The sequence below is a fragment of the Rhizobium sp. 01N447_2 genome, assembly GCF_056399245.1.
In genome coordinates, this window is sequence record NZ_JBFTQY010000084.1 from 1 (window position 1) to 26,655 (window position 26,655).

General features: G+C 61.0%; 23 protein-coding genes and 3 pseudogenes. 11 read left to right on the forward strand and 15 right to left on the reverse strand.

Annotated features, from left to right (window positions below; all coding sequences use genetic code 11):
- The coding region (locus AC1ECN_RS33375) for an arylsulfatase (RefSeq protein WP_477955399.1) at nt 1-1,361 on the reverse strand (1,361 nt) is incomplete at its 3' end.
- 457 nt (nt 1,362-1,818) lie between these two features.
- On the opposite strand from AC1ECN_RS33375, the gene AC1ECN_RS33380 reads away from it, so the two are divergent.
- From AC1ECN_RS33380 to AC1ECN_RS33420, 9 genes and pseudogenes are all read left to right on the forward strand, one after another.
- Complete coding sequence (locus AC1ECN_RS33380) at nt 1,819-2,772, forward strand: formylglycine-generating enzyme family protein (protein ID WP_130672555.1); 954 nt, start codon at nt 1,819-1,821, stop codon at nt 2,770-2,772.
- Nucleotides 2,773-3,069: 297 nt separating this feature from the next.
- A complete protein-coding gene (locus tag AC1ECN_RS33385) occupies nt 3,070-3,342 on the forward strand; it encodes a hypothetical protein (protein WP_018073493.1) in 273 nt (90 codons plus the stop codon).
- A 456-nt stretch (nt 3,343-3,798) separates the two neighbouring features.
- Entirely contained in the window at nt 3,799-6,225 is a 2,427-nt protein-coding gene (locus tag AC1ECN_RS33390) for an arylsulfatase (RefSeq protein ID WP_130662791.1), read from the forward strand.
- Nucleotides 6,226-6,310: 85 nt separating this feature from the next.
- On the forward strand, nt 6,311-6,700 hold the full coding sequence (locus tag AC1ECN_RS33395; protein ID WP_130661528.1) for a hypothetical protein: 390 nt from the start codon (nt 6,311-6,313) through the stop codon (nt 6,698-6,700).
- A gap of 263 nt (nt 6,701-6,963) precedes the next feature.
- The gene (locus AC1ECN_RS33400) at nt 6,964-8,802 is read left to right on the forward strand and encodes an adenylate cyclase (RefSeq protein ID WP_130672554.1); all 1,839 of its coding nucleotides are present in this window, start codon (nt 6,964-6,966) and stop codon (nt 8,800-8,802) included.
- Nucleotides 8,803-8,960: 158 nt separating this feature from the next.
- Nucleotides 8,961-9,770 carry a DUF2092 domain-containing protein gene (locus AC1ECN_RS33405; protein ID WP_024320720.1) on the forward strand — a complete coding sequence of 270 codons (810 nt, stop codon included), beginning with the start codon at nt 8,961-8,963 and terminating at the stop codon, nt 9,768-9,770.
- A complete protein-coding gene (locus AC1ECN_RS33410) occupies nt 9,767-9,979 on the forward strand; it encodes a hypothetical protein (RefSeq protein WP_024320719.1) in 213 nt (70 codons plus the stop codon). The genes AC1ECN_RS33405 and AC1ECN_RS33410 overlap by 4 nt, the downstream gene beginning before the upstream one ends.
- A 168-nt stretch (nt 9,980-10,147) precedes the next feature.
- Nucleotides 10,148-11,336 (forward strand): annotated as a pseudogene (locus tag AC1ECN_RS33415) (alpha/beta hydrolase).
- Nucleotides 11,337-11,500: 164 nt separating this feature from the next.
- A complete protein-coding gene (locus AC1ECN_RS33420) occupies nt 11,501-12,289 on the forward strand; it encodes a hypothetical protein (RefSeq protein ID WP_477955403.1) in 789 nt (262 codons plus the stop codon).
- Between the two features lie 138 nt (nt 12,290-12,427).
- On the opposite strand, the gene ntrC is transcribed toward AC1ECN_RS33420, so the two are convergent.
- Genes ntrC through dusB form a run of 3 tightly spaced genes read right to left on the reverse strand, consistent with a single transcriptional unit; the run spans nt 12,428 to nt 16,043 of the window.
- Complete coding sequence (ntrC, locus tag AC1ECN_RS33425) at nt 12,428-13,879, reverse strand: nitrogen regulation protein NR(I) (RefSeq protein ID WP_017964172.1); 1,452 nt, start codon at nt 13,877-13,879, stop codon at nt 12,428-12,430.
- Nucleotides 13,876-15,030 carry a two-component system sensor histidine kinase NtrB gene (locus AC1ECN_RS33430; protein ID WP_130672553.1) on the reverse strand — a complete coding sequence of 385 codons (1,155 nt, stop codon included), beginning with the start codon at nt 15,028-15,030 and terminating at the stop codon, nt 13,876-13,878. Before AC1ECN_RS33430 ends, ntrC begins: the two co-directional genes overlap by 4 nt.
- Nucleotides 15,027-16,043: a tRNA dihydrouridine synthase DusB gene (dusB, locus tag AC1ECN_RS33435; protein ID WP_197727406.1), complete on the reverse strand. Its 1,017-nt coding sequence runs from the start codon at nt 16,041-16,043 to the stop codon at nt 15,027-15,029. Before dusB ends, AC1ECN_RS33430 begins: the two co-directional genes overlap by 4 nt.
- Before the next feature lie 145 nt (nt 16,044-16,188).
- Between dusB and AC1ECN_RS33440 the strand changes: the two genes are divergently transcribed.
- Both AC1ECN_RS33440 and AC1ECN_RS33445 read left to right on the forward strand, forming a co-directional pair.
- Complete coding sequence (locus AC1ECN_RS33440) at nt 16,189-17,406, forward strand: bifunctional 2-C-methyl-D-erythritol 4-phosphate cytidylyltransferase/2-C-methyl-D-erythritol 2,4-cyclodiphosphate synthase (protein ID WP_130661524.1); 1,218 nt, start codon at nt 16,189-16,191, stop codon at nt 17,404-17,406.
- On the forward strand, nt 17,403-17,906 hold the full coding sequence (locus AC1ECN_RS33445; protein WP_174827043.1) for a CinA family protein: 504 nt from the start codon (nt 17,403-17,405) through the stop codon (nt 17,904-17,906). The genes AC1ECN_RS33440 and AC1ECN_RS33445 overlap by 4 nt, the downstream gene beginning before the upstream one ends.
- A gap of 14 nt (nt 17,907-17,920) precedes the next feature.
- On the opposite strand, the gene AC1ECN_RS33450 is transcribed toward AC1ECN_RS33445, so the two are convergent.
- From AC1ECN_RS33450 to AC1ECN_RS33500, 11 genes and pseudogenes are all read right to left on the reverse strand, one after another.
- A complete protein-coding gene (locus AC1ECN_RS33450) occupies nt 17,921-18,373 on the reverse strand; it encodes a type II toxin-antitoxin system RatA family toxin (protein WP_003559123.1) in 453 nt (150 codons plus the stop codon).
- A 9-nt stretch (nt 18,374-18,382) separates the two neighbouring features.
- Nucleotides 18,383-18,979, reverse strand: a complete 597-nt coding sequence (locus AC1ECN_RS33455; protein ID WP_477955407.1) for a P-loop NTPase family protein — start codon at nt 18,977-18,979, stop codon at nt 18,383-18,385.
- A gap of 40 nt (nt 18,980-19,019) precedes the next feature.
- A pseudogene (locus tag AC1ECN_RS33460) lies at nt 19,020-19,568 on the reverse strand (AAA family ATPase).
- A gap of 68 nt (nt 19,569-19,636) precedes the next feature.
- Nucleotides 19,637-20,608, reverse strand: a complete 972-nt coding sequence (gene lipA, locus AC1ECN_RS33465; protein ID WP_018073481.1) for a lipoyl synthase — start codon at nt 20,606-20,608, stop codon at nt 19,637-19,639.
- Nucleotides 20,609-20,751: 143 nt separating this feature from the next.
- Nucleotides 20,752-21,000, reverse strand: coding sequence for a GlsB/YeaQ/YmgE family stress response membrane protein (locus tag AC1ECN_RS33470; protein WP_012757333.1), 249 nt, complete (start codon nt 20,998-21,000; stop codon nt 20,752-20,754).
- Nucleotides 21,001-21,025: 25 nt separating this feature from the next.
- A complete protein-coding gene (locus tag AC1ECN_RS33475) occupies nt 21,026-21,280 on the reverse strand; it encodes a GlsB/YeaQ/YmgE family stress response membrane protein (RefSeq protein ID WP_003539329.1) in 255 nt (84 codons plus the stop codon).
- A gap of 114 nt (nt 21,281-21,394) precedes the next feature.
- Nucleotides 21,395-22,861, reverse strand: a complete 1,467-nt coding sequence (gene lpdA / locus AC1ECN_RS33480; RefSeq protein ID WP_024320713.1) for a dihydrolipoyl dehydrogenase — start codon at nt 22,859-22,861, stop codon at nt 21,395-21,397.
- A gap of 16 nt (nt 22,862-22,877) precedes the next feature.
- A pseudogene (locus AC1ECN_RS33485) lies at nt 22,878-23,458 on the reverse strand (GNAT family N-acetyltransferase).
- Between the two features lie 2 nt (nt 23,459-23,460).
- Complete coding sequence (locus AC1ECN_RS33490) at nt 23,461-24,102, reverse strand: SGNH/GDSL hydrolase family protein (protein WP_012757330.1); 642 nt, start codon at nt 24,100-24,102, stop codon at nt 23,461-23,463.
- A 19-nt stretch (nt 24,103-24,121) separates the two neighbouring features.
- On the reverse strand, nt 24,122-25,471 hold the full coding sequence (locus tag AC1ECN_RS33495; RefSeq protein WP_477955411.1) for a pyruvate dehydrogenase complex dihydrolipoamide acetyltransferase: 1,350 nt from the start codon (nt 25,469-25,471) through the stop codon (nt 24,122-24,124).
- A 15-nt stretch (nt 25,472-25,486) separates the two neighbouring features.
- On the reverse strand, nt 25,487-26,655 hold a 1,169-nt coding region (locus AC1ECN_RS33500), incomplete at its 5' end, for a pyruvate dehydrogenase complex E1 component subunit beta (protein ID WP_477955413.1).

The following is a 26,655-nucleotide window of genomic DNA, read 5'->3' on the forward strand; positions in this document are numbered from 1 at the left end:
AACGTGTATTTATAGTCATCAATCCGGGCCGCACCGAGCACGCTTTCGGCGAAATACCAGATTTCATGGCGGTTCGACGGGCCAGTTCCGGTGATCATGCTGGTCTGATCATAGCCGTCCAGGTGAACCTTGTAGGTCTGGCCATCGAGTTCCTTCCCCGCTTTCAGTTCGACGGCGATATTAGTGCTACCAGCGGCAGCCGCAAGAGTGGGGAACCAGTCGAGGCCGGACATCAGCCCATTGCAAATCGAACCGGGAGGCACGTGCCCCGGCCAGCGGACCATTGCGGGGGCGCGGAAGCCGCCTTCGTAGGTCGTGCCTTTTCCGCCGAAGAATGGTGTCTGACCGCCGTCCGGCCAGGTAAAGTTTTCGGTGCCATTGTCAGTGGTGAACACGACGATCGTATTCTCATCGTCGCCCATGTCCCTCAGCTTCTGCATGGTGTCGCCAACAATGTCGTCAAGCTGCGCCATCCCTGCTTCATGGATGGTCCAGCCATTCTCGGAATTACGCATCTTCTCGTACTTTTCCGATAGATGAGTCACGATGTGCATCCGTGTCGGGTTGAGCCAAAGGAAGAACGGCTTGCCATCGGCCTTGGCCCTGTCGATAAACTTGAAGGAAAGATCCCGGATCTCGTCGTCGACCGTCTTCATCCTCTCCGGATAAAGCGTGCCAGCATCTTCAATCTTCTGTTTGCCGACCTTGCCCCATCGTGGCATTTCCGTCGGGTCATCGGTCTCCGTGGCCCAGGAATGGACCATGTTGCGCGGGCCCACTACGTTCAGCAGTTCCTGCGGATAGCCGGGATGGGCGGGGTCTTCCATCGCATCGAGATGATAAAGGTAGCCGAAGAACTCATCGAAGCCATGAACCGTTGGCAGAAACTCGTTGAGATCGCCAAGATGGTTCTTGCCGAACTGCCCTGTGGCGTAGCCCAGGGACCTCAGCACGGTGGCAATGGTTGGCGCCGCAGCAGGAAGGCCGACGGGCGAGCCTGCCTGGCCAACCGTGGTCATGCCAGTTCGAACCGGAAGCTCGCCGGTGATGAAGTTCGCCCGTCCTGCCGTGCAGCTCGCCTCGGCATAGTAGTCGGTAAAGAGCATCCCCTCTGCCGCAAGCCTGTCGAGATGTGGAGTACGACCGGCCATCATGCCGCGATTGTAGGCGCCGATATTCCAGATGCCGACGTCATCGGCCATGATAACCACTATATTGGGTCTTTTGCCCGTGGCCTGAGCCATGGCATTCCGGCTCATGGTGATGCTCGCAGCCGTGCCAATCGCCGACATGGCGAGCAAAGATCCGCCGGTTAGCAGGATATCCCGCCTCGTTGGAGTCGCGTTTTCTGTCATGCCCATTTCTCCCTTTTTTGGTCAGGCAAAGCAAAGCTCAACACTGCAAGGGCTGCTGGATACGGTCCGATGAGGTTCTCGAATGCTCAGTTGAGATAGCCGTGCGAAAGTGCACGCCGCGTTGAGAATAACAGGGCCTGTCGGCTTGCCTGGACGCGTATATAAGGCGTAGCAAATATAAAGAGAGCAAGTATCTTACCGTAACCTACGGGCGAAACCGCCGATAGGCAGGAACCAATGTCCGGGCGAAAGACGCCCAGAAATACCGATAGCGTGAAAGGCGACATCCGTGCTGACGCGATATCATCTCCGCGACTTCTATTTCGCTCGCTAGAATTCGGCGGGGTGGCGTATTTTACTGTAACCTACTTCAAGAACGCCGCTGTGAGGGATAGTTGTCTTGATCGAAGATCGGGGACACGCCCGGTTAGATGAACGGCGATAAGCTGCGAGGGTGACGAAAATGATGCCTGACCGGCGCGCAGTGGACGACGCGGGATTTCAGGGTCTGGTCTGGGTGACCGGCCGTACCTTCACCATGGGATCGAACGAGCATTATCCGGAGGAAGCGCCTGCTCATCCGGTGACGGTCGACGGCTTCTGGATCGACGCCACTCCTGTCACCAACCGCCAGTTCGCCTCGTTCGTCAAAGCCACCGGACATGTAACTGTCGCTGAAATGGCTCCCCGTGCCGAGGACTATCCTGGAGCGCTTCCCAAAATGCTGCGAGCCGGATCTCTGGTGTTCATGCCACCGAAAGCCATCGTCGGCCCCGACATTACCCAGTGGTGGTCGTTCAAATTCGGCGCGGACTGGCGACACCCTTACGGCGGTCGCACCGACATCCGCGGCAAGCTCGATCATCCCGTCGTTCATATCGCCTATAGCGACGCCAAGGCCTATGCGGCTTGGGCGGGAAAAGATCTGCCGACCGAGGCAGAGTGGGAACTGGCTGCGCGCGGCGGCCTTGATGATGCGGAATTTGCCTGGGGCGACGCGTTGAACCCGGAAGGAAAGCTCATGGCCAACACCTGGCAGGGTACCTTCCCTACGCTGAGCACAAAGCCAGCCGGTGCGGACAGAACGTCCCCGGTCGGATCCTTTCCATCAAACGGCTACGGCATCTACGACATGATCGGCAATGTCTGGGAATGGACCTCTGACTTCTGGTCGACACGCCATCCAGAGCCTGCCAGCCATTCTTGCTGCATCCCTAGCAATCCCCGCGGAGGCGACGCTGACGCCAGCTACGACCCGCGGCTGCCCGACATCAGGATCCCGCGGCGCGTGCTCAAGGGCGGATCCCACCTTTGCGCGCCGAACTACTGCAGGCGCTATCGTCCCGCCGCCAGACATGCCGAGCCTGAGGACACGTCCACAAGTCATGTCGGCTTCAGATGTGTCAAGCGCGCGTGAGGCGGCGTCATGGCCACATGTCGCGTCGGCGGAATAAGCCACCGATTGTGACAAGACCTTTCATGACGTGTCCTTCGTGGTCTGCAGGTTCTGGGCGTACTCCCGTCGATTGCGGTTAGCGACGGCAGCGCGAAACTGGAGTTCATGCCTGTCGGACATGCTTTGAACGGCGGATTCCGATTTCGTTCCCGTTCCTTACTGTAAACTACGTGCTTCCGCCCTATTCTGGATCATCATGCACCACTTATAATGCGATGTGGCCGCCGGACTTGCAGAGGCCGCCTGGAGGTAGGATGGATGGATTACGACACACGGTTCGCCAAGCGCATCTTTCCAGCCAGCGCCAAAACCATCGATTCACTGGCCGCCCGTGACGATAACTTCCGCGAACTCTGTGCCGACTTCTCCATTGCAGATGAGCTGAGGAGAAAATGGGAAACATCCTCCGCCGCAGAGCGAAATGAGCGCCATGCGGAATGCCTCGAACTCGTGGAGACGCTGCGCAACGAGATCGAAGCCGCTCTGGAAAGTGCCAGTGTGATCGTGATCAAGCTTCTCCCTCGCCGTTGAGGACCAGACTCCGGCGCCAAAGACGGTCACTTCTGATCGGTCAGATAGATGGCCTTCCAGTCATCCTTCATGTCGACAATCGTCCGGCGACCGATGAAGTCTGGATGGCGATCGGTTTGGCATCCTTGTCATCATAGAAAAACAGTTCGAGCTGCTTCACGAACGCGGGCTTTCCGTCGCGCAGAGCGCCCATCCGCAACAATATTCGCTCGAAGAGAGGTTTGCGCGTATCATACGGTAGTATCTGTCAATCCGGCGCAACGGCAGCGGGACGATCACTCGTTCGGCCGTTGCCCGGAAATCAGGTCCGCAACACGGTCTTCAATGTGACCGTCGGAGCGAACCCGGATCAACAGTGCATACTGTATGTTACTGGCGCGCTCGCGGTACTCGCCCTACCCTCCCCGAATAAAACGGTCCACATCACGCGGGATCGATTGCCGGGGGGAATCGATGATGAAAAGCAGCATCCTGACTTTGGCTGCCCTATTAGGCGGCACTGCGCTTACATTTTTTTCCATTGGCGGGACGAGTGCGTCAGCTCAAGTCATCAATGGAACACCCGGCACGCCGAGTGCGACGATCACAATCGACGGCCGACAGATCCCGCCGCCGCCGGGGCAGTTTGGCGGCACGACAAATCTCGACGCGCTTCAGTCGACGCCATACTGGCAGCCGCAAGTTGTGCCGCCCAAGGGTGCGCCAAACGTCTTGCTGATCTTGACCGATGACGTCGGATTTGCGGCCCCGAGCACCTTCGGCGGCGTCATTCCGACGCCAACACTCGACCGGATTGCCAACATAGGTCTGCGTTACACGAACTTCCATACGACATCGCTGTGTTCCCCCACACGCGCTGCTCTGATCACGGGCCGCAATCATCATTCAGTCGGCTTCGGTGTGATCAGCGAGGCGTCGACCGGTTATCCGGGATACGACAGCGTCATCACCGCGGACAAGGACACGATCGGCACGATCCTCAAGACAAATGGTTATGCAACATCGTGGTTCGGCAAGAATCACAACACGCCATCTTTCCAAACCAGTCAGGCGGGTCCCTTCGATCAATGGCCCATCGGAATGGGATTTGAGTATTTCTATGGCTTTGTCAGCGGCGAGACCAACCAGTGGCAACCGGACCTCTACCGCAATACCACGCGTGTCTATCCCTATCTGAACAATCCCACCTACAACCTGACGACTGATATGGCGGACGACGCCATCAACTATCTCAATCAACTCAATCAGCTCGATCCCAAGAAGCCATTCTTCCTCTACTATGCACCGGGCGGGACTCATGCGCCTCATCACCCGACCCCCGAGTGGATCAAAAAGATCAGCGACTTGCATCTGTTCGACAAGGGATGGAATGCGCTGCGCGACCAAATCTTCGCCAACCAGAAGAGGCTGGGAGTTGTCCCTCAGGATGCGCAACTGACACCCTGGCCGGATAAGCTCATCAAGCCGTGGGACGTCCTTTCGGCTGATGAGAAGAGGCTCTTCATCCACCAGGCCGACGTCTACGGAGCCTACCTCGCCTATACCGACAATGAAATCGGCCGGGTCGTCAAAGCGGTCGAGGACATGGGCAAGCTCGATGACACGCTGATTATCTTTATCAGCGGCGACAACGGCGCGAGCGCGGAAGGTTCCCCGGCTGGAACGCCAAACGAGATGACTTTCTTCAACGGCGTCGACGTGCCCGTCCAGGACCAGCTCAAATTCTACGACGCCTGGGGGTCGGCGTTGACCTATCCGCACTATTCAGTCGGCTGGGCCTGGGCTTTCGATACGCCCTTCAAGTGGACCAAGCAGGTCGCTTCCTATTTTGGGGGCATTCGTAACGGCATGGCCATCGCATGGCCGGGCCACATCAAAGATCCGGGTGGGGTGCGCAACCAGTTCCACCATGTCATCGACATCGTCCCGACGATCTTGGAAGCGACGGGCATCCGTGCCCCTGATGCAGTCAATGGGATCACCCAGACGCCGATCGAAGGCGTGAGCCTGGCCGACACATTCGACAAGGCAAACGCCGATGCGCCATCGAAACATTCGACCCAATATTTCGAGATGTTCGGCAATCGCGCGATCTATCACGATGGGTGGATCGCCTCCACATTGCCCTATCGGGAACCTTGGAACGGAACGGCTCCGATCCCGAAAGACATCGTCAACGGCGTGACCTGGGAGTTGTTCGACCTGTCCAAGGACTGGACGCAAAACAATGATCTGGCGGCCGCCAATCCCGGCAAGCTGAAGGAGTTGCAGGATTTGTTCTGGATCGAGGCCGCGAAGTACCAGGTTCTGCCGTTGGACGCCTCGGCCTTGACGCGCTTCATTCTCCCGCGACCGAGCATCGTCGCCGGACGCAATGACTTCATCTATACGAAACCCATCGTCGGCGTGCCCCTTGGGACGGCACCGAGCGTCCTCAACAAGTCCTTCACGATCACGGCCGATATCGATGTGCCCGCGGGCGGCGGCAACGGCATGCTTGTGACCGCGGGCGGGCGCTTCGGGGGATGGGGCTTCTACCTGCTCAAAGGAAAGCCAATCTTTGTCTATGACCTATTGGACCTCGCCCGGCCAAGGGTGGAGGGCGCAGCGGCATTGACGCCTGGAAAGCACAATCTCGTCTTCTCCTTCAAGTCCGATGGGCCCGGCCTCGGCAAAGGTGGCAAGGGGACAATCACGATCGACGGCGCCGAGGCGGCAAGCGGGACCTTCCCAAACACCATTCCCTTTGCTCTCGAAGCGAGTGAAACCTTTGATATCGGCTCCGACACGGGAACCGGTGTCGACGATAACGACTACCAGGCACCGTTCGCCTTCGACGGCAAGCTGAGCAGCTTGAAGATAGAACTTCAGCCGCAACCTTGATGCAAGAGGTCCTGCGCAGAGCGGCCCGTCGCCAAGGCGGCCCGTGCCGAAAGTGACGTTGACCTGGGCACGGGGATTCTGCGCCATGAACACAGCTCACCGACACACGCTTCTGACCCTGTTCGCAATCGCCGAAGGTGCGACGGGACTGGGGCTTGTCGTGGCGCCATCGATCCTCTTCGTTCTGCTGTTTGAGGCAAGGCCGGTCGCTTCGGAGGCACCACTGATCGCGCGGATCTGCGGTGCGGCGCTCCTCGCTCTTGCCGCAGCAAGCTGGGGTGGGCGTGACGCCGAAGACAGGCAAGGCACCCTAGGCCTCCTCGTCGGAGTGGCGCTCTACAATTTCCTGACCACGGCCGTCTTGACTTATTCCGCCCTCGTTCTGGAGATGATCGGCATCCTGTTGTGGCCCGCGATCCTCTATCACGCGGCGACTTCCCTGTGGTGCTTGCTCGCTATCTGGCGGGCGCGTTAGACCGAGTCGTCGTGGCTCCTTGGGTAGTCATTTACGGCTTTGGCCGCTTCGGGTCGCGGGCTGCTACGGGGCGGTGAAGACGCGATGTCCGCTTCTGCGGTTCACGCGCCTGGAGTCCCCTTCCCTCGATCTGCGAAGTCGTCAAACGGGCTCGATGCAGTGCCTTTGATGGACGAGGATCGGTTTCTGCGGTAGGTTACAAAAGAGATAGTTAATAAAATCTCCGGTAGTCACGTCCCTCAAGAGCGGGTGAGGAGCAAGTCGTGCAGGATACATTGCCATCACGGCGTGATACCGCGCCGGATTCGACGCGCCCAGCCCCGACCCATGATGATGTTCGGGCCCAGCTTGATCGAATCATTACCAGCCCGCAATTTCCGCATATCGGTCGGAGTGCTGCATTTCTTACCTATGCCGTGGAGGAGACGCTTGCAGGCCGCGCAGACCGGATCAAGGGTTACTCTATCGCCGTTGAGGTCTTCAAGCGCTCCAACGGCTTCACGCAGGATGATCCGGTTGTGCGGATCGAGGCCGGAAGGCTCAGGCGGGTGCTCGAGCGCTATTATTTTACAGCAGGTCAACACGATCCGATCCGAATAGACATTCCGAAAGGCGGTTACGTGCCGACCTTTGCCTGGACTAGCCCGAGTGATGACAATCCCGATGCTGAAGAGCAAAGTCTGCCGCCGGAGCGCGCCCATTCCCTTTTTCCCGGCTTAAGACGACATATATGGGCAGTGGTCCTTGGATTGATCGTGATTGCGGGCGGCGCCGCAGCCCTGGCTGGCTTGACCTCCATTCGATTTGGCTCGATCCGGCCCTTTGCGACTGCCGACATGACGGGATCTGATGGACCGACATTGGTGATCGCTCCATTTGCCAATCTCGGTGATGGTCCTCAGGCGGAACTCTACACGACGGGCCTGACCGAGGAACTCCTCACTGCCCTTCCCCGCTTCAAGGAGATCAAGGTCTTCGGTCGCGAGACGTCCAAATCGTTGCCGCCAGAGGTGGAGACATCGCGGATTCGCGGGGAACTTGGCGCACGCTTCCTGCTGGCAGGCGGTGTTCGCGTCTCCGGAAGCCGAGTGCGTGTGACGGCACGTCTGCTCGACACGCAGACTGATGAGATCCTCTGGTCGCAGACCTACGACGACGACATCGGCGTCCGCGACCTGTTCACCATCCAGTCCGACGTCGCAAACAAGGTTGCGACCGCCGTGGCGCAGCCCTATGGCATCATGGCCCAGGCCGATGTCTCCAATCCGCCGCCTGATGATCTTGGCAGCTACGGCTGCACGCTGAGCTTTTATGCTTACCGTGCCGAGTTAAGCATCGAGCGGCACGGAGAGGTTCGAAACTGCCTCGAAAGTGCCGTCGCCCGCTATCCATCCTTTGCGACCGCCTGGGCGATGTTGTCCATCCTCTATCTCGACGAGGATCGTTTCAGATTCAATCGGAAGCCCATTTCGTCCGAGCCAATAGATCGCAGCTTTCAGGCCGCCCGCCGTGCCGTTCAGCTGGATCCCGGCAACACCCGCGCCCTTCAGGCGCTGATGACGGTGTTGTTTTTCAGCCAGCGGGTTTCGGAGGCACTTCAGGTCGGCGAACGGGCACTGGCGACCAATCCGAACGACACCGAATTGCTGGGAGAGTTTGGTACCCGGCTGGCGATGAGCGGAGAGTGGCAGCGCGGGGCAGCACTGCTGGATCGCGCCATTGCTCTCAACCCTGCCGGCGGCGGCTACTATCGCGGAACGCGCGCACTCGCAGCCTACATGCTGCACGACGACAAGACCGCGGTCATCGAGATCAGGCAGGCGGACCTGCAGAAGTTCCCGCTATTCCATGCGGTGGCTGCCGTCATCTACGTCGACGCCGGAATGATCGAGGACGCCCGCAGCGAGGCCGCGCGGTTCAACGAAATGAGACCCGACTTCATTGCGAACATCGTGGCCGAACTCAAGGTGCGCAATTTCCAGCCACAGGACCGGGCGCGGATGATTGCCGATCTGCGAACGGCCGGCCTGCTTGTGAGGGACGAGGTGCAGGCGACCATGTCGCTGCCGATCGACGGCTCCAAGGCCCTTCAGCCKCGGTAGCGCTACTGTCACGACAACTGGCACAGAACATACCCGATGTTACACGCGCACGCCGTCGTCTCCGTGTAGGCTGTGGTCGCTGATAATCGTTCTTTCATACTCGAGACACAGGGAGCGACCTCAGTCGTCCGACCAAACCATCTAGAAGGGATTCGTCGATGACCAATGCACCCCAGCGAGCCTTACACCCTGCCGTGGCGGCGGTGTCTTCCGCGGCACTCGGCTTGATGATCACCTTGGGATCCGGATCGGCTGCAAACTCGGCCGACGCAGACACCAAGAAGCTTGTCAAAACAATGTCCGACTACCTGGCCGCAGAAAAGGCGATCTCCTTTTCGTATGACACCAATCTGGAGGTCGTCACCGGCGACCATCAGAAGCTTCTGCTGGCAAGTTCCGGCAAGATCGAAATGGGCCGGCCGGATAAACTCCGGGTGACCCGGTTTGGCGGGTTCGCCAACGTTGAGATCACATTCGACGGCAAGACGCTCTCGCTGCTCGGCAAGAATGCCAACCTCTATGCCCAGGTAGAAGTTCCAGGCACCGTAGATCACCTGATCGACGAATTGCGGGACAAGCTCCACAGACCCGTTCCGGGTGCCGATCTTCTGCTCCCGGATGCCTATGCCGAGCTGATGCGCGACGTGGTCGACGTCAAGGACCTCGGCAGCGGTGTGATCGGCGGCGTCGAATGCGACCACCTTGCATTCCGCACCAAGGAACTCGACTGGCAGATATGGATCGCTCAGGGCGAACATCCGTATCCCTGTCGATATGTCATCACCGCAAGTCAGGTGGATCAAGGCCCACAATACAGCGTCCAGATCAGTGACTGGAAGACAGGCACCGATGTCGTTGCCAACGATTTCGGTTTCAAAAACACCACGAACGCCAAGAAAGTCGACCTGACGAAGCTTGCCGATATCGACGAGCTTCCTGATCACTTTGCCATGGGAGGCACCAAATGACCGCCGTGAGAAAACTGAAATTCCTGCTGCTCGCTGCGGCGATCGGCGTGTCCGGCCTCGAACTTGGAAACGGGCTTTCGATTCCGGGACTGGATGGCGTCTTCACGTCAGCAGAGGCCAGGGTCGGCCGCCCGCTGACACCCGTGAGTGTCGCTGGAGTTGCGCGCCGCTCGGTCCGGCGTTGCGCCGTCGGCGTCTATAATTGCTAGAAAACAGGCCCGGCGAACGCATTCGACAAGCGCCCAGCATGAGGGAAATCGCTGGGAAGCAAAAACAACGGGGGAATAGTGTCGATAGTAGCCGAGTATGTTCAGTGGCTTCTGCTGTGCGCATTGATCGTCGTTCTGCCTGGGTGCGGCGGTCATCCGAAGGATGTGATGACGCCTGTTGCAGACACGTCTGCGAAGTCGACCAAGGTCAACTTGCTGATCGCGACGACACGCAGCAGGTCTGCGGTGCCAGGAGAGATGTTCAACGGAGAACGGGCGCGGCCCCGGCATTCGCCGATATCACCGTGTCCATCCCACCGAACACGGTCCGCAAGGAGGGAGAGGTCGCCTGGCCAAAGAGGCTTCCCTCCAATCCGGCGACAGATTTCGCGACCGTGAAGGCCGACGATCTCAATATTGACGAGGCCAAACGCTGGCTGAGCGCGAGCGTCCGCAAAAGCCCCGACCACGGTGTCCTGGTATTCATCCATGGTTTCAACAACCGGTTCGAGGACTCCGTCTACCGCTTCGCCCAGATCGTTGAGGACTCGGGTGTGCACAGCGCTCCCGTGCTGTGACCTGGCCGTCGCGTGGCAGCCTTCTCGCCTACGGCTATGATCGGGAGAGCACGAACTATACGCGAAATGCTCTGGAGACCCTCTTCCAGTATCTCGCGAAGGATCCGGAAGTGAAGGAGGTGTCCATCCTCGCTCATTCCATGGGGAATTGGCTGGCGTTGGAATCGCTGCGCCAGATGGCCATTCGTAACGGCCGACTGCCCGCGAAGTTCAAGAATGTCATGCTCGCAGCTCCCGACGTCGATGTCGACGTGTTCCGCCAGCAGATCGGCGACATGGGCAAACAGCGTCCGCAGTTCACCTTGTTCGTATCCCGTGATGACCGTGCATTGGCGTTCTCGCGTCGGGTCTGGGGTGACGTGTCCCGACTTGGAGCCATCGATCCCGAACAGGCGCCCTACAAGGCGGAATTCGAGGCCAACAAGATCGTGGTGATCGATCTCACCAAGATCAAATCTGGCGACCCGATGAACCATGGCAAATTCGCGGAATCGCCGCAGATCGTTCAGCTCATCGGATCACGCATCTCGGAGGGGCAGACGCTCACCGACAGCAGGGTCGGACTTGGCGACCAGATTCTGGTGGCGACAACCGGAACGGCGTCGGCAGCCGGGAAGGTAGCTGGTCTGATCCTTGCCGCTCCCGTCGCTGCGGTCGATCAGGACACGCGGGATAACTACGCCGGCCAGGTCAGCGGCCTGATGGGCACTGCCAAAACGCGGCCAGCATCGTTGAAAAACTGCGACGAGGTACGGCCAACCCCGAGCTGCAGACCTTAGCTCTGACGTCGGCGGGACAAGCGCGGGCAATACCGCAGACCGACAGATGTTACTGTAACATACTTATTCGCAGGCGGGTGTTGCGCCAAAGTTGAGCGGAGATCGATGATATGTTTCGATTCGTCGGCGACCGCGATGGAGACCGACAAAGCAGGGGGAGTTTCATGACGGCTTTTATTCTACGCGCGGCGGTCCTTTGCGCGGGTCTCGTAGCCACCTCGCCCGGCTGGGCAGCCGATCCGACACCGCTAACACCCGATGCAAAAGTGGTCGAGAGCCCGAGCGGCTGGACGTTCACCGTCGCGCCCTATTTCTGGATGGCAGGGATTTCCGGCGACATTGCACAGTTCGGATTGCCGGAGGTTCATATCGACTCCGATTTCGGCGACATCCTGGAGAACCTCGATTTCGCCTTCATGGCCGCAGGTGAAGCGCGTTACGATCGCTACAGCATCTTCGGCGACATCATCTACACCAAGCTTGGCGCAGACGGGAATAYGCCCCATGGCATTCTCGCCGACAGCGTCGACGTCACCTCAAAGACTTTCGCCGGACTTCTCGGGGTCGGCTATTCGGTGCTGGAGGACCAGTCGGGACACCTCGATGTCGTCGGCGGCATCCGGGTGTGGTCGGTCGACACCAACATCTCCTTCAATGGCGGGGTCCTCGGTGGCATCGAGCAAGATGACAGCGCGACCTGGGTCGACGGTCTGGTGGGCGTCCGAGGCAATTACTTCTTCACGCCGGAGATCTATCTGACAGGATGGGGTCTCGTCGGCGCCGGCGGCGCGGATCTCGACTGGGATGTGGCGCTCGCGGTCGGCTACAAGTTCACCGACACGATCTCGGCCGTTGCGGGATACCGCGCACTCGGCGTCGACTACGACAATGACGGCTTTGTCTTCGACGTCGTCCAGCAGGGTCCGATCCTCGGCGTCGTTATCCACTTCTGAGTACGACGTCTGGAACAGCAGACTGGGTTTGAACGATAAAGTCGTCGATGAAGCCCGCGACTTCTCGGCTCATACAGCGCGCCGCGGCGTAGTTCTGGCATCAGGCCGCATGTCGGCCCGATGCGAGCGCGAACACACTCAGGCGGTGCGGGAACTCCTGTAGACCGAGACGCCAAGTTCCCTGATCTTCTTGCGCAGAGTGTTGCGGTTGAGACCGAGAAGATCGGCGGCCTTGATCTGGTTGCCGCGCGTCGCCGTCAGGGCGGCGAGGATCAGCGGATATTCCATTTCCGTCAGCACGCGGTCATAGAGGCCGGGCGGCGGCAGATTGTCCCCGAAGCCTGCGAAGTAGCTGCGCATGTTCTCCTCGACCGCCTGGGCGATCGTCATCGAGCCGCTGCGGATCGGCCCCTTGTCGATCGGGCTGTCGGGCACGTCGGAACGAAGTTCGGCGTCGATGATCTCGCGGGTGATGACATCCTGCGGATAGAGCGCCATCAGACGGCGGATGAGGTTTTCCAGTTCGCGGACGTTGCCCGGCCAGGCATAGGCCTTCATCAGTTCCAGCGCTTCCTGATCGAAGCGCTTGGAGCCGAGGCCTTCCTTTTCCGCCTGCTGGATGAAATGGCGCACCAGATCGGGAATGTCCTCGGCGCGATCGCGCAGCGGCGGCAGGCGCAGCGGCACGACATTGAGGCGGTAATAGAGATCCTCGCGGAAGAGGCCCTGGTTGATCGCCTGCTTCAGGTCCTTGTTGGTGGCGGCAACGATGCGCACATCGGTGCGGATCGGCGTGCGGCCGCCGACGGTGGTGTATTCGCCCTGCTGCAGGACGCGCAGCAGCCGTGTCTGGGCGTCCATCGGCATGTCGCCGATCTCGTCGAGGAAGAGCGTGCCGCCTTCGGCCTGCTCGAAGCGGCCGGTCGAGCGCGTCTGCGCGCCGGTGAAGGCGCCCTTCTCGTGACCGAAAAGTTCCGATTCGATCAGGTCGCGCGGGATCGCCGCCATGTTGATCGCAACGAACGGGCCGTTGCGGCGCTTGCCGTAGTCGTGCAGCGCGCGGGCGACGAGTTCCTTGCCGGTGCCGGATTCGCCGGTGATCATCAGCGTCAGGTCCGTCTGCATCAGGCGGGCGAGCACGCGGTAGATTTCCTGCATCGCCGCCGACCGGCCGACGAGCGGCATGCCGTCCTGCATGTCGTCTTCAAGCTTGGCGGGCTTGCGCTTCGGTTCCGCCAGCGCCCGGCCGATGATGCCGATCAGCTCGGTGAGGTCGAAGGGCTTTGGCAGATAGTCGTAGGCGCCCTTCTCCGAGGCCTTGATGGCGGTCATGAAGGTGTTCTGCGCGCTCATGACGAGGACGGGCAGGTCGGGACGCGCCTTCTTGATGCGCGGCAGCAGGTCGAAGGCGTTTTCGTCGGGCATCACCACATCGGTGACGACCAGATCGCCCTCGCCCGCGGAAATCCAGCGCCAGAGGGTAGCGGCGTTGGAGGTGATGCGAACGTCATAGCCGGCGCGGCTCAAAGCCTGGTTGAGCACGGTCCGGATGGCCGCATCATCATCTGCAACGAGGATCGTGGCTGTCATCGAGAAGGTCCTGTCGAGCTTGCAATAGAGGCGTCTTCAAGCGAGGCGTCCTTGGACGCCGGCATGAGAACGCGGAATGTCGTGCGGTTGTTCTGGCTGTCGCATTCGATGATGCCGCCGTGATCGCCGATGATCTTGGCGACCAGGGCCAGACCGAGGCCGCTGCCGTTCGGCTTGGTGGTGATGAAGGGATCGAAGAGATGTGGCACCAGATCGGCGGGAACGCCAGGACCATTGTCGTGGACGCAGAATTCCAGCGGCAGCGAGATCTTCTCGCGCGTGCCGGCGACCGAAAGACGGATGCCCGGGCGATAGGCCGTCGTCAGCATGATCTCGCCGTCCGGCCGATCGCCGACCGCTTCGGCGGCGTTCTTCACCAGATTGAGGAAGACCTGGACGAGCTGGTCGCGATTGGCATAGACGGCCGGCAGCGACGGGTCGTAGCTCTCGGTGACCCGGATGTTGCGGGCAAAACCCGCCTTGGCGACCGCCTTCACATGATCGAGCACCGAATGGATATTGACCGGCATGCGGTCGACAGGGCGTTCGTCGGAAAAGACTTCCATGCGGTCGACCAGCGAGACGATGCGATCGGTCTCGTCGCAGATCAGCCGGGTCAGCGCCCGATCATCGTCTACCGCAGACTGTTCGAGCAGCTGGGCAGCACCCCGGATGCCGGAGAGCGGATTCTTGATCTCATGCGCCAGCATCGAGGCAAGGCCGGTCACCGAGCGGGCCGCGGCGCGATGCGTAAGCTGCCGGTCAATCTTGTCGGCCATCGAGCGTTCCTGAAAGACGATGACGACGGCGCCGGGCTCACTGAGCACCGGGGCGACATAGAGATCGACGAGCTTATCCTGGCCGAGGCGGGGTGAACTCAGGTCGACGCGATATTCGTTGACCGGCGCCTTGCGCTCGCGCACCTGGTCGATCAGGGCGAGCAGCGGGCTGCCGAAAGGAATGAAGGTCGAGATGCGGTAACGCGCCAGATGCGAGGCGCTGGCGCCGAAGAAGGCCTCCGCCTCCCAATTGGCGAAAACGACGAAGCCGGATTCGTCGACCATGATGACGGGGTTCTGGATGGCGTTCAGCACGGCCATGGCGACGGTCCCGCCGCCGTGATCGGACGGAGATGTCATATCCTTCATCATGCCGCCTCCCGGCTGTCGACAACACTGGCCGCAAGCGCATCGTAAAGGCGCGCGGCCACCTCGTGCGGATCGCGCGAGGTCATGATCGCAGCCTTTTCGCCACCGGCGAGATCAGGAGAAAAACGCTGGAGATACCAGCCAAGGTGCTTGCGGGCATGGCGGATCGCCACCGCTTCGCCATAGAAATCCAGCATCATCCGATAGTGCTCGACGGCGATATCGGCGATCTCCAGGGATTGCGGTGCGGGCGTACCTGATATGACGCCGGCATGCCACGGCCTGCCCTGGCAGCCCCTGCCGATCATGACGGCATCGGCGCCGGAGCGGCGCAATATTTCCTGTGCGTCGCCTGCAGTTTCGACATCGCCATTGGCGATCAGCGGAATGGAGATCACCTCGCGGACGGCACGGATCGCGTCCCAATCGGCGCGGCCTTCATAGAATTGCATACGGGTGCGCCCATGAATGGTCACAAGCTGGATGCCGGCGGCTTCGGCGCGGCGCGCGATGTCAGGCGCATTCATCGAATTCTCGTCCCAGCCGAGGCGCATCTTCAGCGTCACCGGAATGTCGACAGCCTTGACCGTCGCCTCAATGAGGCCGAGCGCGTGATCGGGATCGCGCATCAGCGCCGAGCCGGAGTAACCGCCGATTACCTTCTTTGCCGGGCAGCCCATGTTGATGTCGATGATATCGGCGCCATGATCGGCGGCGATCTTGGCCGCCTCGGCCATCCAGTGCGCCTCGCGGCCGGCAAGCTGCACCATATGCGGCCGGAAGCCCGCAGCGCTGAGCCGCGACCAGGATTCGGCCGTGTCGTTGACCAGTTCGCGGCTCGCCACCATTTCGGTGACGACGAGGCCGGCACCGAAGCGCCACGTCAACTCGCGGAAGGGCATATCGGTGACGCCGGACATCGGCGCCAGCACAACGCGGTTCCGCACGGACACGGGTCCGATTCGGAAAGGCGCTGCGAGGTCCTTGGAAATCAAATGATTATCTTTCGGGCACACAATAGAACTGCATTATTTTTAGCCATTATTCCCTGGCTTGCCAAGGGGGCTGGCCTCGGAATTGATATTTTTCGGGCAGATGCTGGAAAAGGCCCAAGCAAGACGTTAGAGCACTCCGGTCAATTCCGCATATTTTAGGGGATTTATGCTGCAAATGCCTTCTAAGCAACCGATATCGGCTGGAATTGTCATCGTTGCCGCCGGCCGCGGCGAGCGCGCAGGATCCTCCAAGGAGGGGCCCAAGCAGTATCGCATGATCGGCGGCAAGCCGGTTATCGTGCATACGCTTGAAAACTTCATGACATGGGAAGCGGCAACTGAGATCGTTGTCGTCATTCATCCCGATGACGAGGCGCTGTTTGCGAGAGCCTTCCGCCACATCATCTCGGCAACGCCGATCGAAACGGTGCATGGCGGCGCCACAAGGCAGCAATCCGTGCTTGCGGGCCTCAGATACCTCAAGGACAAGCAAATCAGCCATGTGCTGATCCACGATGCCGTGCGGCCGTTCTTCGATCATGATCTTCTTGATCGCATTGCCGAGAGCCTTGACGCCGGCGCGCAGGCGGTTCTGCCGGCGATCCCGGTCACCGATACGCTGAAACGCGCCGATAACGCCGGCACCGTGCTGGCGACGGTTTCACGCGAGCATCTTTACGCGGCGCAGACCCCGCAATCCTTCGCCTTCGAAACGATCCTCGAGGCGCATGAGAAGGCGGCGGCGAGCGGACGAAGTGATTTCACCGACGACGCCTCGATCGCCGAATGGCTGGGCATTCCGGTGACGATCGTCGAGGGCACGGCCGACAACGTCAAGCTGACAGTCAAGAACGATATCGCCATGGCCGACGACAAGCTGTCGACGTCGCTGCTTCCAGACGTGCGCACCGGCAACGGCTACGACGTGCACCAGCTCGTAGCCGGCGATGGTGTGACACTCTGCGGCGTGTTCATTCCACATGACCAGAAGCTGAAAGGACACTCCGATGCCGACGTTGCGCTGCATGCGCTGACGGACGCGCTGCTCGCCACCTGCGGCGCCGGCGATATCGGCGATCATTTCCCACCATCCGACCCGCAATGGAAGGGGGCGCCTTCGCGGATCTTCATCGAACATGCCGCCCGGATCGTGCGCGAGCGCGGCGGCACGATCATGAATGCCGACGTCTCGCTGATCGCCGAGGCGCCGAAGGTCGGCCCGCATCGCCAAGCCATGCGGACAAAACTGGCGGATTACCTCGGCATCGATATCGAGCGTTGTTCTGTCAAGGCGACGACCAACGAGACGATCGGCTTCGTTGGCCGGCGCGAAGGCATCGCGGCGATCGCCACGGCGACCGTCGTCTATCGCGGGAGGAAATGATGAGCCTTTTTCCTCAGGATATCGTTTCGACGGCGGAGACGATCATCCGTGACTTCACGGCTGCAGGGCTGATGATCTCGACCGCCGAATCCTGCACCGGCGGGCTGATCGCCGGGGCGCTGACGGAGATTTCGGGTTCGTCCGCTGTCGTCGACCGAGGCTTCGTCACCTATACGAATAGCGCAAAGATCGAGATGCTCGGCGTGCAGGCCGAAACGCTGCTGCGCTTCGGGGCGGTCTCCGAGGAAACGGCGCGGCAGATGGTGCATGGCGCCCTCTTCCGCTCACGCGCCGAGATCGCCGTTGCCGTCACCGGCATTGCCGGTCCTGGCGGCGGATCGGCGGAAAAACCGGTCGGCCTCGTGCATCTCGCCGCCAAATCGCGCGCCGGCGCGATCATCCATCGAAAGATGTTCTATGGCGATATCGGCCGCAGCGAGGTCCGGCTGGCGACGATCAGGACGGCGCTGGAGATGGTGCGCTCGCTCTATGCGGCCTGACGCGGGTTCGCTCATCAGGCCGGCGTGTAGATCCTGTTTGCGCGCGTCTCGAAGGCTTCGGTGAACATGCGGAAGGCGCGATCGAACATCGAGCCCATCAACGCGCCCAGGATGCGGCTCTTGAATTCGTAATCGATGAAGAAATCGACGGTGCAGCCGCCAGACGGCGTCTCGGCAAAGTGCCAGCGATTGTCGAGATATTTGAAGGGACCATCGATATATTTGACCTCGATGACGTGTTCGGCCCTGTTCAGCAGCACCTGTGTCGTGAAGGTCTCGCGGATCGCCTTATAGCCGACCGTCATGTCGGCGACGAGCAGGATCTTGCCGTCGCGCTCCTTGCGGCTCCTGATGGCGAGGGCTTCGCAGAGCGGCAGGAATTCCGGATAGCGCTCGACATCGGCGACGAGGTCGAACATCTGCTCGGGCGTGTGCGGGACGGGACGGTGCGTTTCGAATTGCGGCATAAGCGGCAATTAATCGGGCGGGCCGAGAAGATCAAGAAGCTCGCGCATCTGGCGGCGGGATTTTAGCTGAAGAACCGGCACGTCGGGGCCATGTGCGGCGATGCCCGCAACGAGCCGCGGCGCGAATTTCTCCTCGAAGGTCCAGATGAAGCGGAGGAATTCCAAATCGATCTTCTCGATACAGCCCGGCGCCATTTCGGGGCGGGTGCGGCCGATCCATTTCGCCCACCGGCTGATTGCGCCCCAGATGCAGACAAGCCGCCGCATACGGACCCAGACGACGAAATCGGTGCGCGGCAACCGAATGTCCAAAGAAGACGGGTTCGTGCCGTCCATGATCCAACGTTCTTCGAGGATCCGGCTGGCGATGATCTTTCTCTGCTCGACCCTGTCGCGCGTGACCCAGYCGGGAAGCCAATAGACGTCGCGGTCGAGCGAAATGTAGGAAAGCCCGAAGCGCCTGGCGATCTTCAGCGACAACGTGGATTTACCGCCGCCCGAGCAACCCATGACGAGGATGCGGCGGGCTGTCCGGATATACTCTGCCGCCTGTTCGAGATCGGTGATCTGCTGACGCGGCGGCAAGTCTACTCTCTGATCCATCATGCAACTCCCTCGAGCCAGACGTGCGTTTCGCCGGCGCGACTCAAGCGCTAAGAGCGGCGAACCGGTTAGCCGCCTTGCGCGATCTTATGATGACGGTGGAACTTGCAAGCCCGTGATCCTGAAGCGCTGCTTCGATCAGAGGTGCGGCATCGCGCTCGAAATTCCAGATATAGGCAAGCGCGTCCAGCGAAAGGCGTTCGGGGCAGCCGGCAGGCAGTTCTGGGCGGTTGCGCCCAAAATAACGGAACGCTCTCGAGGTGGCGCCGTACAGGCATGCATATCTGGGCAGCCGAAGCCAAATGACGGCGTCGGCGCGCGGCAGGCGAAGATGGAAGGAGCTGAGGCCGGTTCCATCCATGATCCAGCGTTGTTACGCCACGGCCCTGGCGATCCGGCGGTCGATCTCGTCGCGCGGTCTCTTTCTCCAGCCCGGTTGCCAGTAGAAGTCGCGGTCCATGGAGATGTAGTCAAGGTCGAGCGCTCGCGAAAGCCGCGTTGCGAACGTGCTCTTACCGCTGCCGGGGCAGCCGATCACCAGGATACGGTTGGCTTCGATCAGCGGCGATTTCAATCCGGAGGTGATATTCATCATCGGCTGCCCAAAGAAAAACCGCGGCGAAAATCGCCGCGGTTCGATCAAAAAGCAAGTGCCGGCGCTTACTCAGCCGCCAGCAGCAGCTTCTTCTCACGCGCCGCTCTCAGCCGGGCAAAGTCGTCGCCGGCATGGTGGGAGGAGCGGGTCAGCGGGCTCGAGGCGACCATCAGGAAGCCCTTGCTGTAGGCGACGGTCTCATAAGACTTGAACTCGTCGGGGGTGACGAAGCTTTCGACCTTATGGTGCTTGCGCGTCGGCTGCAGGTACTGGCCGATCGTCAGGAAGTCGACATCGGCGGTGCGCAAATCGTCCATCAGCTGGAGGACTTCGTTTCGCTCTTCGCCGAGACCGACCATGATGCCCGATTTGGTGAACATGGTGGGATCGAGTTCCTTCACCCGCTGCAGCAGGCGGACGGAATGGAAGTAGCGGGCGCCAGGGCGAACCGTCAGATAGTTGCCGGGCACCGTTTCCATATTGTGGTTGAAGACGTCGGGCTTGGCGGCGACGACGCGTTCCAGCGCACCAGGCTTCTTCAGGAAGTCGGGCGTCAGGATCTCGATCGTCGTCATCGGCGAGGCGGCACGGATTGCCCAGATCACCTTTTCGAAGTGTTCGGCGCCGCCGTCCTCCAGGTCGTCACGGTCGACCGAGGTGATGACGACGTGGGATAGGCCCATCTCCTTGACCGCCTTGGCAACATTCTCCGGCTCGGCCATGTCGAGCGCATTCGGCTTGCCGGTGGCGACGTTGCAGAAGGCACAGGCGCGGGTACAGATCTCGCCCATGATCATGAAGGTCGCGTGCTTCTTGTCCCAGCACTCGCCGATATTCGGGCAGCCGGCCTCCTCGCAGACGGTGACGAGCTTGTGCTCCTTCACGATCGCGCGCGTTTCGGCATAACCCTTGGAGGTCGGCGCCTTGACGCGAATCCAGTCCGGCTTGCGCATGACTTCCGTATCAGGCCGATGCGCCTTCTCGGGATGCCGCACGCGCTTGGCGTCGGGATTGATCGTATCGAGGATCGTCACCATTGCAGTTTCAGCTTTCTACCGCCCCTATGCGGCAAATCATCTAAAGAGCATCGCGTCAAACCGGAGTCATGCGACGCTCTTTAAGTCTTTGTTTTGTGCAAGTCGTTATCCCAAAACCGCTGCGCACTTTTGGGCGACATGCATTAGCGCCGCACCAGCCGCGCAAGGAATATCAACAAGCAGGCGCCGAGGAAACCCGTCACGAAGTAACCGAGCCGCCCGCCGACCACCTCGACATGGAACTGCGCGAGGACGGCGCTTGCGACGACCGAACCGACGATGCCGAGCACGATGTTCAGGAAAATACCGTATCGCGCTTCCATCAGCTTGCCGGCGAGCCAGCCCGCAAGCCCGCCGATGATGATTGCCGAAATCCAGCCGACGCTTTCCATGTCTTCCCCTACCCTCAGTTACGCCTCAAGCGACCGCCCTTGCGATCAGAACCACGATGATGGCGCCGACGGTGGCGTGGATGATCTGCACCACCAGCGCGTTTTCAATGCCCAGCGAAATGCCGAGCGCGCTGAACAGATAACCGCCGACAAAGGCGCCGATAATGCCGCTCAGCAGGCATCTTATCAGCCCGCCGCCACCGACGACCAGGCTTGCGAGGAAGCCTGCAACCAGGCCGATCAGCAAAAATACCAGCAACGCCTGCGTCTCCATAGACATGATGATTTCCTTTCGTTTTTTCCACCCCAGCGGAATGGCTTTACACTCCGGGGGATGGCCCACCCCGAGGGGATGGATTCTCCACCCCGGGATAAAGGGCAGCTTCGGAAATTCTCAAGCGTTCAGCACACGGCCGTAGGCATCTAGCACCGCTTCCTTCATCGTTTCGGACACGGTGGGATGCGGGAAGATCGTGTGCATCAGCTCTTCCTCGGTCGTTTCGAGGTTCATCGCGACGACGAAGCCCTGGATGAGTTCGGTGACTTCGGCGCCGACCATGTGGGCGCCGAGGAGCTCGCCGGTCTTCTTGTCGAAGATCACCTTCACCATGCCCTGGTCTTCGCCGAGCGCGATCGCCTTGCCGTTTGCCGCGAAGGAGAAGCGACCGACGCGGATGTCGCGGCCCTGCTCCTTGGCTTTGGCTTCGGTGATGCCGACGGAGGCGACCTGCGGATTGCAATAGGTGCAGCCCGGGACCTTGCCCTTGTCTGTGGGATGAACGTTCGGGAGGCCGGCGATCTTTTCGACGCAGACGACGCCCTCATGCTCTGCCTTGTGCGCCAGCATCGGTGGGCCGGCGACATCGCCGATCGCATAGATGCCGGCGACATTGGTCTTGCCGTAGCCGTCGATGACGACGCAGCCGCGGTCGGTCTTGACGCCGAGCGCCTCGAGACCGAGGTTTTCGATATTGCCCTGAACACCGACGGCCGAAATCAGCCGGTCGGCAGTGATCTGCTGCACCTTGCCATCGGCCGTCTCGACATGGGCGGTAACGCTGTTCGTGGCCTTGTCGACCTTCGAGACCTTGGCGCTGGTGAAGATCTTGAGGCCGCGCTTTTCAAGCTGCTTGCGGGCGATCGCCGTTATCTCGGCATCCTCGACCGGCATGATGGTCGGCATGACTTCGACGACGGTCACATCGACGCCCATCGAGCGATAGAAGCTGGCGAATTCGATGCCGATCGCGCCGGAGCCCATGACGATCAGCGACTTCGGCAGCACGTCCGGCTTCAGCGCCTCGAAATAGGTCCAGATCAGCTTGCCATCCGGCTCGATGCCGGGCAGCGCGCGCGGGCGGGCGCCGGTAGCGATGATGATGTGTTTGGCGGTATAAGTGCCCTCGCCGCTCTTGACGTTCTTCGGCAGCGGATGCTGCGGCTCGACGACCGGCTTCGACGACTTGCCGACGACGATCTCGCCCGCCTGGGTCCCGGTCGAAGCCTTGGTGATCTTCGCTTCGCCCCAGATGATGTCGATCTTGTTCTTCTTCATCAGGAAGCCGACGCCGGCATTCAGGCGGGCGGAGACGGCGCGCGAGCGGCCGACGACGGCTTTGGCATCCGGCTTGACCGTGCCTTCGAGAACGAGGCCGTAATCCTTGAAGTGATTGGCGTGGTCGAGCACCTCGGCCGAGCGCAGCAGCGCCTTGGTCGGGATGCAGCCCCAGTTCAGGCAGATGCCTCCCATATGCTCGCGCTCGACGATCGCGGTCTTAAGACCGAGCTGGCTGGCGCGGATGGCGGCGACATAGCCGCCGGGACCGGAGCCGATGATGATGACGTCGTAGGATTCAGCCATGTGTTTCCTGCCTTTGTTACGCTGCGCTGCGGGTCATGAGCACCCACGCGTGTCTCTTGCTGTTTTCGAAGAGCGGCACGGCATCGGCGCGCGCAGCCTCCAGGAATCCGTTTTTTCCATAAAGCGACAAAGCCGCTTCGTTGTCGCTTGCGGTGATCAGGCTGACGGGCCGCCGATCGGCCCTTTCGATCTGATCGTCCAGCAGCCTGCGTCCGATGCCGATGCCGCGCAGATGGCGATAGACGCCGAGACTGCCGATGAACCAGCTTCCCACAACCGTTTTCTGCAAGGCGAGCATCGGTGCGGTCGCCGGAATCGTCGCTTCGATATCGCCTATCCCCTCATCCAGCGCATGGCCGATCGCCACACCCGCGACCTCGCCATAGGCCTCGGCAATGACGGCATTCCGCCAGCTGCCGACAGCTTCGTCCTCGCTCATCTTCAGCCGGCCCCGCTCCAGCGGCGTGTCGCTGACGCGTTTTCCACATCGGCAAACCAGAGCCAGGTGGCAAAACCGTGCGATGCGATATCCGCCAGAATCGCCAGCTCCGAGGCATCCCGCCGTGAGGCCTGCCGGAGGGCGATGAAGGAGGTCATGGTCAGATCCCCAGCATCATCCGCACGATCGATTCCAGCCCGCGGCCGAGCGCACGCGTATTCTCCGCATCGAGGTGAATGCCATCGATCGGTGTGGTCTTGGCGACGGAATTGCCGTCGAAGAAGCCACAACCGAGTTCGTCGGCAAGATCACGATAAAGCGTTGCAAGCTTTGCCGATTCCTCGATGCCGCCCGGAAACGACGCGGCGAAGGGCACATTGCCCGTCGCGCGGATCGCCGGCGGCGCCACGATCAGAATCTCCGGCCCATCGAATTCGAAGGGCCAGGCGTGATTGCGGATCAGCCGCACGAGCCGGCTGATGCCCTGGCATGCGGCAAAGGCCGAGCCCGCCACGACCGGCTTCATGTCATTGGTGCCGAGCAGAAGGACAACGAGGTCGAGCGGCGCATGCGTCTGCAGGATCGTCGGCAGGATGCGCGCACCGTTGCGGTCGCAATCGGCGAGGTGGTCGTCGAAAGCGGTCGTGCGGCCGTTCAGGCCTTCGGCGATGACGCGCGCCTCACTGCCGAGCGCGGCTTGAAGCACGCTCGGCCAGCGATTCTTGTAGTCATGACGGCCGATCGTCTCGGCGTCATAACCCCAGGTCAGCGAGTCGCCATAGCAAAGAACGGTCTTGGTCATTTCCGCCTCCGCGCCGCTATCAGACAAGCATGCCCATCGGGTTCTCGATGTAGCCCTTGAAGGCCTGGAGCAGCTCGGCGCCGAGCGCGCCGTCGACGCAGCGATGGTCGGTCGAGAGCGTGACTGACATCACGGTGGCGATTGCCATTTCGCCCTTCTTGACGACAACCCGCTGTTCGCCGGCACCGACCGCGAGGATCGTCGCATGCGGCGGGTTGACGACGGCTGCGAAGTTCTTCACGCCCATCATGCCCATGTTGGAGACCGAGCTGGTGCCGCCCTGATATTCCTCAGGCTTCAGCTTGCGATCCTTGGCCCGCTTGCCGAGATCGCGCATCTCGTTGGAGATCGTCGACAGGGTCTTTTCCTCGGCCTTGCGGATGATCGGCGTGATCAGGCCGCCGGGGATCGAGACAGCAACGCCGACATCGGCGTGCTTGTGCTTGACCATGTTGCTGTCGGTCCAGGAGACATTGGCATCCGGAACGTCGCGCAGCGCCAGCGCCATGGCCTTGATGACCATGTCGTTGACCGAGAGCTTGTAGGCCGGACCGTTGTCCTTGCGCGGAGCCGCATCGTTCAGCTGGGCGCGCAGCGCCAGCAGCGCATCGAGTTCGCAATCGACGCTGACGTAGAAATGCGGGATCGTCTGCTTGGATTCGACCAGGCGCCTGGCGATCGTCTTGCGCATGCCGTCATGCGGCACGAGCTCGTAGGAACCAGGTTCGAAGAGCTTAAGCACGGCTTCTTCGGACGCGCCCTTCGGTGCAGCGGCGGCCGGAGCCGGCGCGGCGGCCGCAGATACGGGCGCAGCAGCAGCCTTGGCGCCACCGCCGGCAACGGCGGCTTCGATGTCGCTCTTGACGACGCGGCCGTGCGGGCCGGAGCCTGCAACTGCCGAAAGGTCGATACCGGCTTCCTTGGCCAGCCTGCGGGCAAGCGGCGAAGAGAAGGTGCGGTTGCCATCAGATGAAACCGAGGCGGCTGCGGCGGTGGTTACAGGTGCCGCAGCCGGAGTAGACTGGGCGGGAGCCGGTRCAGCCTCGGCCTTCGGCGCGGMTGCACCGTCAGCTTTCGGGGCCGGAGCGGCGGAACCCGCACTGCTTGCGGCAGCGGAGACATCCTCGCCATCGGCGGCGAGAACCGCTATCAGCGCATTGACCTTGACGCCTTCGGTGCCGGCGGCAACGACGAGCTTGGCGACAGTGCCTTCATCGACGGCTTCGACTTCCATCGTCGCCTTGTCGGTTTCGATCTCGGCGATCACATCGCCGGACTTGACCTTGTCGCCTTCCTTGACCAGCCATTTGGAAAGATTGCCTTCCTCCATGGTCGGAGAGAGGGCGGGCATCGTGATATTGATMGGCATCGAAACACCCTCCCCTTATTTGTAGCAAACAGCCTTCACCGCATCGACCACTTCGCCGACGTTCGGAAGGGCGAGCTTTTCGAGATTGGCGGCGTAAGGCATCGGAACGTCCTTGCCTGCGATCGTCAGGATCGGCGCATCGAGATAATCGAAGGCCTGCTGCATGACGCGGGTGGCGATTTCGGTGCCGACTGATGATTGCGGATAACCTTCCTCGACGGTCACCAGACGGCCGGTCTTCTTCACCGATTCGATCACAGCCGGCAGGTCCATCGGGCGGATAGTGCGAAGGTCGATCAGTTCGACATCGATGCCGAGCTTTTCGAGTTCGGCGACAGCCTTGATCGCATAGGTCATGCCGATGCCGAAGGAGACGACCGTGACGTCCTTGCCCGGACGATGGATGCGCGCCTTGCCGATCGGCAGGACGAAATTGTCGAGCTTCGGCACATCGAAATGCTGGCCGTAGAGAATTTCGTTTTCGAGGAAGATGACCGGGTTCGGATCGCGGATCGCAGCCTTCAGCAGGCCCTTGGCATCGGATGCCGTGTAGGGCATGACGACCTTCAGGCCGGGAATGGCGCTGTACCAGGCTGCATAATCCTGGCTGTGCTGGGCGCCGACACGGGCCGCTGCACCATTCGGGCCGCGGAAGACGATCGGAGCGCCCATCTGGCCGCCTGACATATAAAGCGTCTTGGCAGCGGAGTTGATGATCTGGTCGATTGCCTGCATGGCGAAGTTGAAGGTCATGAATTCGACGATCGGGCGAAGGCCGGCCATTGCGGCACCGACGCCGACGCCGGCAAAGCCATGCTCGGTGATCGGCGTATCGACGACGCGGCGGGGGCCGAATTCCTGCAGCAGCCCCTGCGTGACCTTGTAGGCGCCCTGATATTCGGCGACTTCCTCGCCCATGACGAAGACGTTTTCGTCGGCGCGCATTTCCTCGGCCATGGCGTCACGAAGCGCTTCGCGCACGGTCGTCGACACCATTTCGGTGCCGGCCGGGATTTCGGGGTCGTTCTGCACCTGGGCTTTCGGCTCGGCCGGAACGGGTGCGGATGCCGGAGTTGCGGCAGCCGGTTTTTCCTCCTGCGCGGCCTGCGGTGCAGCAGCCGGCGCTGCTGCCGGAGCGGACGCAGACATGTCGGATGCGGATTCACCGTCCTGCAGGAGAACGG

Excerpts from the sequence above, each read along its gene's own strand:
- AC1ECN_RS33380 (WP_130672555.1), top strand. The coding sequence starts at position 1,819 with ATGATGCCTGACCGGCGCGCAGTGGACGACGCGGGATTTCAGGGTCTG.
- AC1ECN_RS33385 (WP_018073493.1), top strand. The coding sequence starts at position 3,070 with ATGGATTACGACACACGGTTCGCCAAGCGCATCTTTCCAGCCAGCGCC.
- AC1ECN_RS33390 (WP_130662791.1), top strand. The coding sequence starts at position 3,799 with ATGAAAAGCAGCATCCTGACTTTGGCTGCCCTATTAGGCGGCACTGCG.
- AC1ECN_RS33395 (WP_130661528.1), top strand. The coding sequence starts at position 6,311 with ATGAACACAGCTCACCGACACACGCTTCTGACCCTGTTCGCAATCGCC.
- AC1ECN_RS33405 (WP_024320720.1), top strand. The coding sequence starts at position 8,961 with ATGACCAATGCACCCCAGCGAGCCTTACACCCTGCCGTGGCGGCGGTG.
- AC1ECN_RS33410 (WP_024320719.1), top strand. The coding sequence starts at position 9,767 with ATGACCGCCGTGAGAAAACTGAAATTCCTGCTGCTCGCTGCGGCGATC.
- ntrC (WP_017964172.1), bottom strand. The coding sequence starts at position 13,879 with ATGACAGCCACGATCCTCGTTGCAGATGATGATGCGGCCATCCGGACC.
- AC1ECN_RS33430 (WP_130672553.1), bottom strand. The coding sequence starts at position 15,030 with ATGATGAAGGATATGACATCTCCGTCCGATCACGGCGGCGGGACCGTC.
- AC1ECN_RS33440 (WP_130661524.1), top strand. The coding sequence starts at position 16,189 with ATGCTGCAAATGCCTTCTAAGCAACCGATATCGGCTGGAATTGTCATC.
- AC1ECN_RS33445 (WP_174827043.1), top strand. The coding sequence starts at position 17,403 with ATGATGAGCCTTTTTCCTCAGGATATCGTTTCGACGGCGGAGACGATC.
- AC1ECN_RS33450 (WP_003559123.1), bottom strand. The coding sequence starts at position 18,373 with ATGCCGCAATTCGAAACGCACCGTCCCGTCCCGCACACGCCCGAGCAG.
- lipA (WP_018073481.1), bottom strand. The coding sequence starts at position 20,608 with ATGGTGACGATCCTCGATACGATCAATCCCGACGCCAAGCGCGTGCGG.
- AC1ECN_RS33470 (WP_012757333.1), bottom strand. The coding sequence starts at position 21,000 with ATGGAAAGCGTCGGCTGGATTTCGGCAATCATCATCGGCGGGCTTGCG.
- AC1ECN_RS33475 (WP_003539329.1), bottom strand. The coding sequence starts at position 21,280 with ATGTCTATGGAGACGCAGGCGTTGCTGGTATTTTTGCTGATCGGCCTG.
- lpdA (WP_024320713.1), bottom strand. The coding sequence starts at position 22,861 with ATGGCTGAATCCTACGACGTCATCATCATCGGCTCCGGTCCCGGCGGC.
- AC1ECN_RS33490 (WP_012757330.1), bottom strand. The coding sequence starts at position 24,102 with ATGACCAAGACCGTTCTTTGCTATGGCGACTCGCTGACCTGGGGTTAT.